The sequence below is a fragment of the Sphingobium sp. GW456-12-10-14-TSB1 genome, from assembly GCF_059424385.1.
This window is the reverse complement of the sequence record NZ_JBWKZI010000001.1, coordinates 1936923-1948694: the sequence shown is the minus strand read 5'-3', so window position 1 is coordinate 1948694 and position 11772 is coordinate 1936923. Positions and strand designations below refer to the sequence as shown.

Here is an 11772-nt window from a genome sequence, read left to right as displayed (position 1 = left end):
TAGTCTCCATATTCATGAAATAGGGGGTCAGTGATTGTCGCGTGGCAGGCCCATGGTCTGGGCAATGCGCTGATATTTCTCCGCCCCTTCAAGGATCGCACCCGTATTCATCTGCCCCACGACGGCGCGCTGGATTTCCTGCCAAGGGGTTTGCGATGCGGGATATTTATAGCCGCCTGCGGCCACCAGCGCTGCACGCCGCGCTTCCAGTTCCTCTTCGGAAATCAGCACGTTAACGGTACCGGCGTTCAGGTCCATCCGCACCCGGTCCCCCGTTTCCAGCAGCGCGAGGCCACCCATAGCCGCCGCTTCGGGCGATGCGTTCAGGATCGACGGGCTGCCCGACGTGCCGGACTGGCGCCCATCGCCGATGCAGGGCAGGGCCGATACGCCCTCGGTAATCAGATAGGCAGGCGGGCGCATGTTGACGACTTCGGCTGCGCCGGGATAGCCGATCGGCCCCGCGCCGCGCATGAACAACAATGTCTGGTCGGTGATGCCGACCGACGGATCGTCGATGCGGCGATGATAATCCTCCGGCCCGTCAAACACGACTGCCAGCCCTTCAAAGGCGTTGGGATCGTCCGGGTTGGACAGATAACGGTCGCGGAATTCGGCGCTGATGACGCTGGTTTTCATGACGGCTGCGTCGAACAGGTTGCCCGACAGCACCAGGAAGCCTGCATCCTCGACCAGCGGCTGGTCATAAGGGCGGATGACCTTCTCATCCTCTATTTCCACGCCCCGGCAATTGTCGCCCATGGTCTTGCCGTTGACGGTCATCGCGCCTTCATGGATCAGCCCTTGCGCGATCAACTGCGCCACCACAGCGGGAACGCCCCCGGCGCGATAATAATCCTCGCCCAGATATTCGCCTGCAGGCTGGAGATTGACCAGCAAGGGAATCTTGTGCCCGACGCTCTCCCAATCCTTGAGCGGCAGGTCGACGCCGATATGGCGGGCAATCGCCGCCAGATGAATGGGCGCGTTGGTCGATCCGCCGATGGCGCTGTTGACCATGATGGCGTTGTGGAACGCATCTCTGGTCAGAATGTCGGATGGCTTGAGATCCTCATGCACCATCTCGACGATGCGCTTGCCGGTCAGATAGGCGGCTTCCTGGCGATCGCGATAAGGGGCGGGAATAGCGGCCGAACCCGGCAGCATCATGCCCAGCGCCTCGGCAAGCGAGTTCATGGTCGATGCCGTCCCCATGGTGTTGCAATAGCCGGTCGATGGCGCGGACGACGCGACGAGCTTGATAAAGCCTTCATCGTCGATCTTGCCCGCCGCCAGCAATTGCCGCGCTTTCCATACGATGGTGCCGGACCCGGTGCGCTCGCCCTTGTGCCAGCCATTCAGCATCGGGCCGACGGACAGGGCGATGGCGGGAATGTTGACGGTCGCAGCCGCCATCAGCAGCGCAGGCGTGGTCTTGTCGCAGCCGGTGGTCAGGATCACCCCGTCGAGCGGATAGCCGTACATCGCTTCGACCAGCCCCAGATAGGCAAGGTTGCGGTCCAGGCCCGCCGTCGGGCGCTTGCCGGTTTCCTGAATCGGGTGGACCGGAAATTCCAGCGCGATCCCGCCCATTTCGCGAATACCGTCGCGCATGCGTTCGGCCAGCACCATATGATGGCGGTTGCAGGGCGAAAGGTCGCTGCCGGTCTGGGCAATGCCGATGATCGGCTTGCCGCTGCGCAATTCCTCCAGGCTCAGCCCGAAATTCAGATAGCGTTCCAGATAGAGCGCTGTCATGTCGATATTGTCGGGGTTGTCGAACCAGGCGCGACTGCGCAATTTGAAGGCTGGCTTGGACGAATCACTCATTGGGCATCCTGACACTTGATGGACTATGGCACGTTGACGCGCTTGGCCTCCTGATATACTCAGACAAATAGGAATTCAAGAAGCTGTGTCGAGAACAAGTGAGGCGGATCGAGATTTTTACGAAAGCCGGTCCGCGATGAGCGCGTATCGGGTCATCGGCGATTGGGGAACGAGCAATCTGCGCCTGTTCCGGGTCGAGGACGGACGGATCGTCGCGCGCCGCGACGGGCCGGGCATCGCTGTCGCCGGGCGGAATGCGGAAGCCGCCTTTGTCGATACGGTCGCCCCCTGGCTGGCCGATGCCATGCCGCTTTCCGTCACCCTGTGCGGCATGGTTGGCGCGCGCGATGGCTGGGTAGAGGCTCCCTATGCTGATTGCCCGTCCGATGTGGAAGCCTGGCGCGCAGCCGCCACAGGCTTTGACTGGCGTGGCGTGCCGATCGCGATCATGGCGGGACTGGCCTGTACCGGCGCGGATGGCGTCCCCGACGTCATGCGTGGCGAGGAAGCGCAGATTTTCGGCGCCTGCGTGCGTGATCCGGCACTGGCGCAGGGCCGTCGCCTGATCGTGCTGCCGGGCACCCACAGCAAATGGGCCTTGGTAGAGGATGGCCGGGTGCTGGCGTTCCGCACCGTGCCCACCGGCGAACTGTTCGCCTTGCTGCGGGACGGATCGACTTTGGGGCCAAAGGATAGCGTCGGCGATGCCGCCGAAGAGGCTGCGGGCTTTGCCGAAGGGCTGGCGCGGGCGGGGGAGGGGGCTGTGCTGGCCGGACTGTTCGCCGCGCGGGCGATGCGGCTGCGTGCCGGGCGATCCGCCGATTGGGCGCTGGGCTATTTGTCGGGCCTGCTGATCGGGGGCGAAATAGCCGAAGCGCGTGCATTGCTGCGCGCGGACCATGGCGTGACGCTGATCGGCGATGCGCGCCTGTCGGATCGCTATGCCCGCGCGCTGGCCGTGCAGGGCGTGGAATCGCACCGTCTGGATGGCGACGCCTGCGCGCTGGCCGGACTGGGTTATGCTGGAGATATGTTGGTATGACGATGGACGATCTGTTGGCCGATGGCGCCCCGCCGATCGCCGCCATCCTGCGCGGCATCCGCCCGGACGAGGCGCTGGACGTAGCCGCGGCGCTGGTGGAGGCGGGCATCCGCATCCTTGAAGTCCCGTTCAACTCGCCCGACCCCCTCGTCAGCATCGGCGCAATGCAACAGGCCTTTGGCGACCGCGCGATCATTGGCGGGGGCACGGTGCTGAGCGTCGAGGCGCTGGAACAACTGCATGGTGTGGGCGGGCGCATCATGGTGACGCCCAACACCAACCCCGCCGTCATTGCGCGCGGTGCAGAACTGGGCCTTGACCTGCTGCCCGGCTTCATGACCCCCAGCGAAGCCTTTGCCGCGATCGCCGCGGGCGCGCGCCGGATCAAACTCTTCCCCGCCGCCCGGCTCGGCCCGGCCTATGTGAAGGCGATCAAGGATGTGCTCCCCAAACATATCGGCGTCTGGGCCGTGGGCGGCACCGGCGCGGACACGATCGGCGAGTGGCTGACGGGCGGCTGCGAAGGGATCGGCGTGGGTGGTGCGCTCTACCGCCCCGGCGACGATGCGGCGCTGGTTCGCGCGCGCGGGCGCGATCTGGTCGCGGCCTGGAAAGCCTGTCTTTGACGTCTGGGACAATCTGTCCCGATCGTCCGGCTTGAAACGCCATCGGCTTGGGGGCATGGACCGGCTATGGCCAATCCCTCTCCCCGCCCGGTGGCGATCGCCCGCTGGTTGCTGTTCGTCGCTGCGCTGGTGTTCTTCATGGTCGTGGTCGGCGGCATCACCCGCCTGACCGAATCGGGCCTGTCGATCACCCAGTGGAAGCCGATCACCGGCGCCATACCGCCGCTGACCCATGACCAGTGGATGGAGGCCTTCCGCCTCTATCAGCAAATCCCCGAATATCAGCAGATCAACCGGGGCATGAGCCTGTCCGATTTCCAGTTCATCTTCTTCTGGGAATGGCTGCACCGGCTGCTGGGGCGGCTGATCGGGATCGCCTTCGCCTTGCCGCTGGCATGGTTTGCGTGGAAACGCGCCATTCCGGCGGGTTACGGCCCCCGGCTGGTGGCGCTCCTGGCGCTCGGCGGATTGCAGGGGGCAATTGGTTGGTGGATGGTCAAGTCGGGCCTGACGTTGCGCACCGATGTCAGCCATTACCGGCTGGCGGTACATTTGCTGACGGCGCTTTTCATCATCGGCGGATTGATCTGGACCGCGCTCGATCTGCTGGCATTGTCGCGCAACAGCGGCGCCCGTCCGGCACGATTGCGGCCGCTGGCGCTCGTCGCGCTGCTGGCGCTGTTCGTGCAACTCATGTTGGGCGCTTTCACGGCCGGTCTGGATGCGGGCTATGTATCCAGCACTTGGCCGCTGATGAACGATCATCTGGTGCCGGAAGGGATCAGCTGGATGGGTTCGCTTTGGGCCACCGTCTCCAGTGATCCCTATCTCGTCCATTTTCTCCATCGCTGGTGGGCCTGGGGCGCTGCCGTTGCGCTCATCCTGCTGGCCCGGCAGGCCAGGCGCGCCGGACAGCGCGCACCCTCGATCGCGATCAATGCGGCGGTCGGTACGCAGATCGTGCTGGGCATCGCGACCGTGCTGAGCGGCATCGCCCTGCCGCTCGCCGTGCTGCACCAGGCGGTCGGCGCTCTGGTCGTGGCGTCGGCAGCCTGGGGCGCGCATGCCATTGGCACCCGACGCATATGATGGCGATGCGTGCAGCGGCGCTCTCGCTGGCGCTGCTGGTGCCAGGGGTGGCGCAGGCCGAAGCGATTGCCATCCCCTTCGCGCCGCCGGTCGATCGCAATCTCACCTATCGGATCGAGCAACACCGCCCCGTCGAAGGCAAGGTCAGCCGGTTCACCGCGACCCGCGACCTGCGGTTCGACAAGGTTGCGGACGGCTATATCCTCCACGCCACCTTGCGCACTATCGACAGCGATGCGCCTGCTTCGGGCGCTGAACCCTATGCCGCCGCGCTGACGCCGCTGATCGGGGTGGAGCATCGCTTTCATGTCGATGCCAGGGGACAGATTACAGCGCTCGACAATATGGATGCGGTCTGGGGCGCGGTAGAGGCCGGGTTGGCAAAGATGCAGGCGAGCTTTGCGCCAGACACCCCGCGGCACAAGGCCGTGCTGTCCGTACAGGCCTTGCTGTCGGGCCTGTCGCCGGAAGGGCGGCTGGCGTTGCTGGCGGGCGAGTTGCGACCGATCTTCCTGTTTGCTGGCGACACGGTGGAGGATGGCGCGGGGCGCGGCGTGCGGACGGTCGCTGGCGCGCCGCTTGGCCGTCCGGTCCCGGTCGAAGGCGTGCTGCGGGTGACGGCGCGGTCGGATGCCGCGCTCGATCTGGATGAACAATTGGCTGGGCAGGGGATCGTTGTCGGCGTTACTTACCACCTGTCGCGGCGCACCGGCCTGATCGAGCAGCAGCAACGCAATCTGGCGCTGGGAACGCGCGCGGTGACCGAAAAGCGGGATTTAACGCCTGCCGATTAGCAACGGGTATTATTTTACCCGTCAGCAAAGCCGCCGAATCTCTTGACTTACAGCCTGCCACCCGTCATTAGCGCCCCACTTCCGGGCGTCGGCAACGGCGTCCGGTTTCCTTTTTCATTCTGGAGAATTGGCACCATGAAGGCGCTGATGAAGACCACCAAGTCGGCGACGCCGGCGACGGTCGAAAAAAAATGGGTCCTGATCGACGCGGAAGGCCTTGTGGTCGGCCGTCTCGCTTCGACCGTGGCGAATATCCTGCGCGGCAAGCACAAGCCCAGCTTCACGCCCCATGTCGATTGTGGTGACAATGTCATCATCATCAATGCTGGCAAGGTGAAGTTCACCGGCAAGAAGCTGACCGACAAGGTTTATTACAAGCACACCGGCTATGCCGGCGGCATCAAGGAAACCACCCCGGCCAAGATTCTGGAAGGTCGTTTCCCTGAGCGCGTGCTGGAAAAGGCGATCGAACGCATGATCCCGCGTGGCCCGCTGGGTCGCCAGCAGATGCGCAACCTGCGCGTGTTCGGCGGCGCCGAGCATCCGCATGAAGCCCAGAACCCCGAAGTGCTCGACTTCGCGTCGCGCAACCGCAAGAACAAGGTGGGTGCATAATGTCCGATAACCGCCAGTCCCTGTCCGATCTCGCACAGATCGCTGCCGAAGCCGCCGCGGCTCCGGCTGCCGCGCCTGCCGCTGCGCAAGCGCCTGCTGCGGACGTTGCCGCCGACGCGCCCATCGCGCCGCCTGTGTCGACCATGCCGCTGCGCCAGCAGGAAATCGACAATCTTGGCCGCGCCTATGCGACTGGCCGTCGTAAGGACGCCGTTGCCCGCGTCTGGGTAAAGCCCGGCACCGGCAAGATCACGGTCAATGGCCGCGATCAGGAAATCTATTTCGCCCGTCCGACCCTGCGTTTGGTGATCAACCAGCCGTTCGGCGTCACCGACCGCACTGGTCAGTATGACGTGATCTGCACCGTCAAGGGTGGTGGCCTTTCGGGTCAGGCCGGCGCGGTCAAGCATGGCATCGCCCAGGCGCTGACCAAGTACGAACCGGCGCTGCGCAGCGCGGTCAAGGCCGAAGGCTTCCTGACTCGCGACAGCCGCGTTGTCGAACGTAAGAAGTACGGCAAGGCGAAGGCCCGCAAGAGCTTCCAGTTCTCGAAGCGCTAAGCGTTTCAGCTACTGTCAGACGATCGAGAAGGGGCCGGATTTCCGGCCCCTTTTTTGTTGGGCGTCGTGAGCGGGGGGGACGGAACAGGAGCGGGGTGTCATCTTCCCCCCGCCGTTCGTTTCGAGCGCAGTCGAGAAACCGCGGGCCACGTTTCTCGACTGCACTCCAAACGAACGGCGGAAGGTGAAGCTACGCCCAGCCGCCCGCTCACCCCTGCGCGCGAACAGCCTTGCGGCTGGCCAGGCCCATCATCACGAAGCCGGCGATGGCCGCGACGATATTGGCGCTGGCTGCGCCCATCGTGCCGTAAAGCGGCAACAGCGCGGCCTGCATCCCCAGCAACAGCGCGGTCGAGATGAAGGTGATGCGCAGCGACAGGCCCGCCCGGTCGGTCGCCATCAGCAGCGGGCGATAGCTGACCCCGATCAGGTCGATGCAGGCGGCGATGCCCAACAGCAGCAGCAGCGGATAGGCGGGCAGAAATTCCCGCCCGGCGATCAGCCCCAGCAGCGGATGGCCGATGGTCAGGATCAGCGCGATGATCACCGCGCCAGCGACCAGCGCCAGCCGGTTGGTACGGCGGAACAGCGCGCCCAGCGCCTCGCCCCCCTGACTGCCGCTGCGTGACAGCTCGACGAAGATGCTGCGCGACAGCAGGCTGGAAATCTTCGTCAGCGAATTGGCAAGCTGGTTGGCGAGGCGATACAGGCCCGCGCCGACTGGCCCGACGAACAGCCCGACCACCAGCACTGCGACCTGCTGTCCCATGGACGACAGGCTGGTCTGGAGGTTGGTGGCGGTCAGGAAGCCGACAATGCCGGGATTCTCCACCCGCGCATCCAGCGCCCGTCCCGCGCGCCACGCGCCGATCCGCCCGCGCCCTTCGCGCAAAGCGAGCCACCAATAGGCGAGCGCACATAATAGTTCCGCCGCGCCCCAGGCGATCAGAAAGCCGGTGATCGTCGGCATCAGCCAAAGCGCGGCGACGGCGCCGATCATCCGTCCGACCGGGATCATGGTTTCGGCGAGCGCGGCGGAATCGAACCGGTCGAACAGGCGCAATATGCCGGTGGGGCTGGACCGGATCGTGATCATCATCACCATGCAGAACAGCCATGCCTGCCACCCCATGCCCGGCGGCAGTTCCAGCAGGCCGCCAAAGGCCAGGATGATGACGGCGGCAATCGCCCCGCCGACCGCGGCGGAGGCAAGGTCGATCATAATGCAGAAACGCAGCACCCGGTTGAGCGCGTCGCCATTGTCCGCTGCCAGATGGGTCTGGCCATAGCGCACGACGATCTGCCAGCTGTCGAAACTGATGATCGTCTTGATGACGGTGGCCGCACTCAGCACCAGCGCGAACTGCCCGAAATCGGCCACGCCCAGCGTGCGAGTGACGATGGCGAGATAGGCCAGGCTCAAGACCGCGCCCACGCCCTTGCCCCCCAGCAGCCAGCCGGTATTGGCCAATATGCGGGAAAAGCCGTCCTGTGCTGCGCCGGGCTTGAACATCAACCAACCAGGTCCTTCAAACTGACCGCGACGTGCTCCTGCGCAGGCAGGAGCCCAGTTCCTCGCTCCGATCTGGGCTCCTGCCTGCGCAGGAGCACGCTGCGCTTTAAGCGCCCACTGAACCGAGTGCAAACGCCGCCTTTTTTTCGGCCAATTTCCCTTCTAAAGACCCGCCCCATGACCATCACCAAAGCCATCATCCTGTCCGCCGGGCAAGGATCGCGCCTGTTGCCGCTGACCCGCGACGTGCCCAAATGCATGATCGACTTTAACGGCCGCACCCTGATCAGCTGGCAGATCGCCGCGCTGGTCGCCAATGGCGTGACCGACATCGTGGTGGTGACGGGGTTCCGCACGGAACGGGTCGAGGATCATGCGCTGCAATTGTATCGCGAGACCGGCGCGCGCATCCGCTGCGTGTTCAACCCCTTCTTTCAGGTGGCCGATAACCTTGGCACCTGCTGGATCGTGCGGGAGGAGATGGACCGGGACTTCATCATCCTGAACGGCGATACTATCGTGTCGGACGAGATCGTCGCGAAGCTCATAGCCGGGACGCAGGATGCGATCACCGTGACAGTCGATGTGAAGCCCGACTATGACGATGACGATATGAAGGTGAATCGCGACGAGAGTGGTCGGCTGCACCATATCGGCAAGCGGCTGCTGCCGCCCGACACCAACGCCGAGTCGATCGGTATGCTGGCCTTCACCGGCGAAGGCCCGGCAATCTTCCGCAACCAGATCGACCAGATGATGCGTACCCCCGAAGGCGTCGAGCGCTGGTATCTGCGCGCGATCGACATCATCGCCAAGGGCAACCGGGTCGGCACCGTCTCGATCGAGGGGCTGGAATGGCAGGAGGTCGACTTCCATCAGGATGTCGAGGCGGCGACGGCATTGACCGCGAAATGGGTCGCCGAGGGGCGCTACGGGCGATAGAAGCGGCAGTCGTCAAAGAGGCTGCCGGTTACTTCATTTCGGTATCGAAATGAATTTGCAGCCACGTTTTTACCTTGTCCAGCTCACTGTCGAGCTTGACCGCAGACCCAAGGTCCGGCTGTCCCGGCCAGCCTGAATCCGCCACACGCACACCCGCCGCGCTGCGTGTCCCTTCATAGCGGGGGATGACGTGGAAATGGACGTGGGGGTCAACCATCATCAGCATCAGATAGTTGATCTTCGCATAGCCCACCGCCTTGGTCAGCGCCGCCTCGATCGCTACGGTGACGGTCTTGAGTTCGGCATGGGTGTCGTCAGGCAGGTCGCCAAAGGCCGTCGCGTCGCTTTTGGCCGCCAGGATCAGCGACCCCAGCGTCGGCTGGGCCGGGCGGAGCAGCACGACCCAGTGGGTGAACTCCGCGATCAGCGTGGCGGGCCAGCCGAATTTCTCGATCGTGGGGTTCATGGCCGGGCTTGCTCCATCCAGCTGACAATTGGCTGCCCGGACCGCTTGACGGCATAGGCTTGCGCCAGCCGCACGGCATGGACGATCAGGGAAATGACCGTCCACCAGGCCAGTGCGATCAGGCCGATGTCGGGCCGCCCGAACAGCAGCGACACGAACAGGATGACCATATTGGGGTTGCGCCGCGCGGTGATGAGGCGGAACTGGCTGTCGAAGCGCTGCCAGACATGGATGTCCATGCCGAAATCCTTGAGGAACATCCCCTCGATCAGCCGTTGCAGCACATAGCCTGCGATCACCGCCGCCATCACCAGCGCGAAGGTCTGGGTCGACAGCGCCAGCCCCCAATAGGCCAGCCCCGTCCCCCAGAAATACCACCAGAAGGGCGGGTGGACCAGATCGACGCCATGGTCGATCACATTGCCCCATTTGGACGAGGTGATGGTGCAGCGGGCAAGCTTGCCGTCCACCGTGTCTAGCACCATGAAGATGGAGCCGGACAGGAAGCCGGTCCAGTACATGCCCTGCGCGAACAACCATGTCGCAAGCAGGCACAGGGTCACGCCGATGACCGAAACCATATTCGGGGTCATGCGCAGCTGCGCCGCGATCCGGGTCAGCACCAGCGCCAGTTCGGGCCAGAGATATTTGGTCAGCAGGTCGGTCACGCCCTTATAGGCGCCGAAATAGCTGCGCCGCTCAATCTCGCGCCGGGTTGCCGGGGTCAGCCGCTGGATGAAGGGGCAGTCGAGTTTGCGCAGTTGACGGTTGTAGATCAGCGGGCCGTCCCGATAATCGATGATGGTCAGCGTGGCCCGGTGCACGGCGATCTGATCGGCGGATGGCGCAATCGACCGGTGGAGGTGCGCCATGACAAGCGCGTCGCCGTCCATGACGACCATCCCCGGCGAAGCCAGAACATGGCGCAGCCAAACCGGATCGAACACATAGTCCAGATTGACATGAAGGCGCGCGTCGGTCGCTTCGGGATCAGCCGTCATGCCCTCTGCGCGCGCCAGTCTTGCCAGCCGTTCGGCATTGGTCATACCCCACAACAGGGCAGGATTGGCGCCGATCAGCGACAGGCTGGGGGGCGACGATGCAAGGGGGGTGGTCATATTTCGCTCTTACCGGCTGGGCCGTCATTTTCAAGGAAGGCGGCGATGGCGTCTGCACCGCGTCGTGCCGCACCGGTTGGATCGCCCCCAACCGATTCCGCGAGGCGCTGGCGCTGTGCATCGATATAGTGGGGGTGCCGCGTTGCCGCCCGGTCCAGCGCCTGTTGCAGGTCTGACAGATCGTCCAGCACGTCGCCCAGCGTCCAAAACAGATAATCCGCATCGCCCTGCCACTGCACGCCATGGGCATTCAGGAACAGGCAGGGGCGCGGTATGGCCAGAAATTCATACACCTGACTGCTGACGTCACCCAGATAAATGTCCGCTCCGATCATATAGCTCATGTCGAACAGGCGATCCGAATCGAGATCGATCATGACCTTGCCAGGGATAGCGAGCGCGGTGATGGCGTCCCTTGCCGATTGCGGCGCATCGGCAAACAGGCGGACATGCGGCGCGACAACCAGATTGTAGCGATCCTGCGCGCTGAACCAGGCGATGACATCCTGCCCGAACCGATCCCAGGAGGATAGGGAGCGACGGAAATGCGGGGCGTAGACCACAGTTGGTTGATCATTGTCGAACAGCGGCACCCGCCGTCGCTGCATCTGCGCCATCAGGTCCAGTTTGACATAGCCGTTGGTCGCATAATGGCCGGGGCGGATCGTCCCAGCCTCCAGCAACCGCTGCTCGCTCTTTTCCCCGCACACCAGCACGAAATCGAAATGCCGGTCGCGCGGGTCCAGCATGATGGCCCGGTCGCCTGCGCCATGGGGCGTGAAGATCAGGCTGGTGTGGCGCGGCAGCAGGTGGCGGATCAAGGTGGTGGTACGTTCCGGCACGACAATCGCATCGAACCCGCGCAGAAAGGGAAGCGCGCTCAGCAGGGTGAGCAAGCGCGAATGACGGCCGATGCCGATCGCGCGCAGCAAACGGGTGATCCGGCCCCGACCCAGCAAATGCACATCCGGCGCGAACGCCGGGTAAATATCGGCCAGGCGTTGCATGACGCGCACATGCGCTTCGCTGGCCAGCGCGATGGTCGGGCGATGACCCGCGGCTGCCATTTCTGCTGCAATCGGCAGGGCATGAAACAGGTGATGGGGTTCGCCAATGAACAGGAAAAGGACGCGCATGAATGGCCGTATCAGGGGGTGGCGCCCTCTTGCCACGGGCG

The 11772-nt window shown here is 64.2% G+C and carries 12 protein-coding genes; 7 read left to right on the top strand and 5 right to left on the bottom strand.

Annotation, left to right across the window (positions count from 1 at the left end; genetic code table 11):
• Positions 1 to 27 precede the first annotated feature (27 nt).
• The gene (locus tag AC07X9_RS09485; RefSeq protein WP_017182638.1) at positions 28 to 1830 is read right to left on the bottom strand and encodes an IlvD/Edd family dehydratase; all 1803 of its coding nucleotides are present in this window, start codon (positions 1828 to 1830) and stop codon (positions 28 to 30) included.
• Between the two features lie 136 nt (positions 1831 to 1966).
• Here AC07X9_RS09485 and AC07X9_RS09480 point away from each other — a divergent pair, with 136 nt between their 5' ends.
• The 6 genes from AC07X9_RS09480 to rpsI all read left to right on the top strand — a co-directional run bounded on the left by AC07X9_RS09480 (position 1967) and on the right by rpsI (position 6556).
• Complete coding sequence (locus AC07X9_RS09480; protein ID WP_017182639.1) at positions 1967 to 2872, top strand: 2-dehydro-3-deoxygalactonokinase; 906 nt, start codon at positions 1967 to 1969, stop codon at positions 2870 to 2872.
• The gene (locus AC07X9_RS09475; RefSeq protein ID WP_026002300.1) at positions 2869 to 3498 is read left to right on the top strand and encodes a 2-dehydro-3-deoxy-6-phosphogalactonate aldolase; all 630 of its coding nucleotides are present in this window, start codon (positions 2869 to 2871) and stop codon (positions 3496 to 3498) included. The genes AC07X9_RS09480 and AC07X9_RS09475 overlap by 4 nt, the downstream gene beginning before the upstream one ends.
• Before the next feature lie 66 nt (positions 3499 to 3564).
• Complete coding sequence (locus AC07X9_RS09470; protein WP_017182641.1) at positions 3565 to 4587, top strand: COX15/CtaA family protein; 1023 nt, start codon at positions 3565 to 3567, stop codon at positions 4585 to 4587.
• Complete coding sequence (locus AC07X9_RS09465; RefSeq protein WP_017182642.1) at positions 4584 to 5381, top strand: hypothetical protein; 798 nt, start codon at positions 4584 to 4586, stop codon at positions 5379 to 5381. The genes AC07X9_RS09470 and AC07X9_RS09465 overlap by 4 nt, the downstream gene beginning before the upstream one ends.
• Positions 5382 to 5516: 135 nt before the next feature.
• Entirely contained in the window at positions 5517 to 5996 is a 480-nt protein-coding gene (gene rplM / locus AC07X9_RS09460; RefSeq protein ID WP_017182643.1) for a 50S ribosomal protein L13, read from the top strand.
• Complete coding sequence (gene rpsI / locus AC07X9_RS09455) at positions 5996 to 6556, top strand: 30S ribosomal protein S9 (RefSeq protein ID WP_017182644.1); 561 nt, start codon at positions 5996 to 5998, stop codon at positions 6554 to 6556. The genes rplM and rpsI overlap by 1 nt, the downstream gene beginning before the upstream one ends.
• A gap of 208 nt (positions 6557 to 6764) precedes the next feature.
• Here the strand turns inward: rpsI and AC07X9_RS09450 are convergent, their stop codons facing one another.
• Entirely contained in the window at positions 6765 to 8069 is a 1305-nt protein-coding gene (locus AC07X9_RS09450) for a lipopolysaccharide biosynthesis protein (protein ID WP_017182645.1), read from the bottom strand.
• A 177-nt stretch (positions 8070 to 8246) separates the two neighbouring features.
• Between AC07X9_RS09450 and AC07X9_RS09445 the strand changes: the two genes are divergently transcribed.
• On the top strand, positions 8247 to 9011 hold the full coding sequence (locus AC07X9_RS09445) for a phosphocholine cytidylyltransferase family protein (RefSeq protein ID WP_017182646.1): 765 nt from the start codon (positions 8247 to 8249) through the stop codon (positions 9009 to 9011).
• 28 nt (positions 9012 to 9039) lie between these two features.
• On the opposite strand, the gene AC07X9_RS09440 is transcribed toward AC07X9_RS09445, so the two are convergent.
• From AC07X9_RS09440 to AC07X9_RS09430, 3 genes are read right to left on the bottom strand one after another with little or no spacing between them, the layout of a single operon-like run.
• The gene (locus AC07X9_RS09440; protein WP_017182647.1) at positions 9040 to 9477 is read right to left on the bottom strand and encodes an HIT family protein; all 438 of its coding nucleotides are present in this window, start codon (positions 9475 to 9477) and stop codon (positions 9040 to 9042) included.
• Entirely contained in the window at positions 9474 to 10595 is a 1122-nt protein-coding gene (locus tag AC07X9_RS09435) for a CDP-alcohol phosphatidyltransferase family protein (RefSeq protein WP_017182648.1), read from the bottom strand. The genes AC07X9_RS09440 and AC07X9_RS09435 overlap by 4 nt, the downstream gene beginning before the upstream one ends.
• Positions 10592 to 11731 (bottom strand): CDP-glycerol glycerophosphotransferase family protein, encoded by a 1140-nt coding sequence (locus AC07X9_RS09430; protein ID WP_086485752.1) that lies wholly within the window; start codon positions 11729 to 11731, stop codon positions 10592 to 10594. Before AC07X9_RS09430 ends, AC07X9_RS09435 begins: the two co-directional genes overlap by 4 nt.
• Positions 11732 to 11772: the final 41 nt, after the last annotated feature.

Coding starts and splice junctions, on each gene's coding strand:
- AC07X9_RS09430 (WP_086485752.1), bottom strand. CDS start 11,731: ATGCGCGTCCTTTTCCTGTTCATTGGCGAACCCCATCACCTGTTTCAT.
- AC07X9_RS09480 (WP_017182639.1), top strand. CDS start 1,967: ATGAGCGCGTATCGGGTCATCGGCGATTGGGGAACGAGCAATCTGCGC.
- AC07X9_RS09475 (WP_026002300.1), top strand. CDS start 2,869: ATGACGATGGACGATCTGTTGGCCGATGGCGCCCCGCCGATCGCCGCC.
- AC07X9_RS09450 (WP_017182645.1), bottom strand. CDS start 8,069: ATGTTCAAGCCCGGCGCAGCACAGGACGGCTTTTCCCGCATATTGGCC.
- rplM (WP_017182643.1), top strand. CDS start 5,517: ATGAAGGCGCTGATGAAGACCACCAAGTCGGCGACGCCGGCGACGGTC.
- AC07X9_RS09465 (WP_017182642.1), top strand. CDS start 4,584: ATGATGGCGATGCGTGCAGCGGCGCTCTCGCTGGCGCTGCTGGTGCCA.
- AC07X9_RS09445 (WP_017182646.1), top strand. CDS start 8,247: ATGACCATCACCAAAGCCATCATCCTGTCCGCCGGGCAAGGATCGCGC.
- AC07X9_RS09485 (WP_017182638.1), bottom strand. CDS start 1,830: ATGAGTGATTCGTCCAAGCCAGCCTTCAAATTGCGCAGTCGCGCCTGG.
- AC07X9_RS09435 (WP_017182648.1), bottom strand. CDS start 10,595: ATGACCACCCCCCTTGCATCGTCGCCCCCCAGCCTGTCGCTGATCGGC.
- AC07X9_RS09470 (WP_017182641.1), top strand. CDS start 3,565: ATGGCCAATCCCTCTCCCCGCCCGGTGGCGATCGCCCGCTGGTTGCTG.
- AC07X9_RS09440 (WP_017182647.1), bottom strand. CDS start 9,477: ATGAACCCCACGATCGAGAAATTCGGCTGGCCCGCCACGCTGATCGCG.
- rpsI (WP_017182644.1), top strand. CDS start 5,996: ATGTCCGATAACCGCCAGTCCCTGTCCGATCTCGCACAGATCGCTGCC.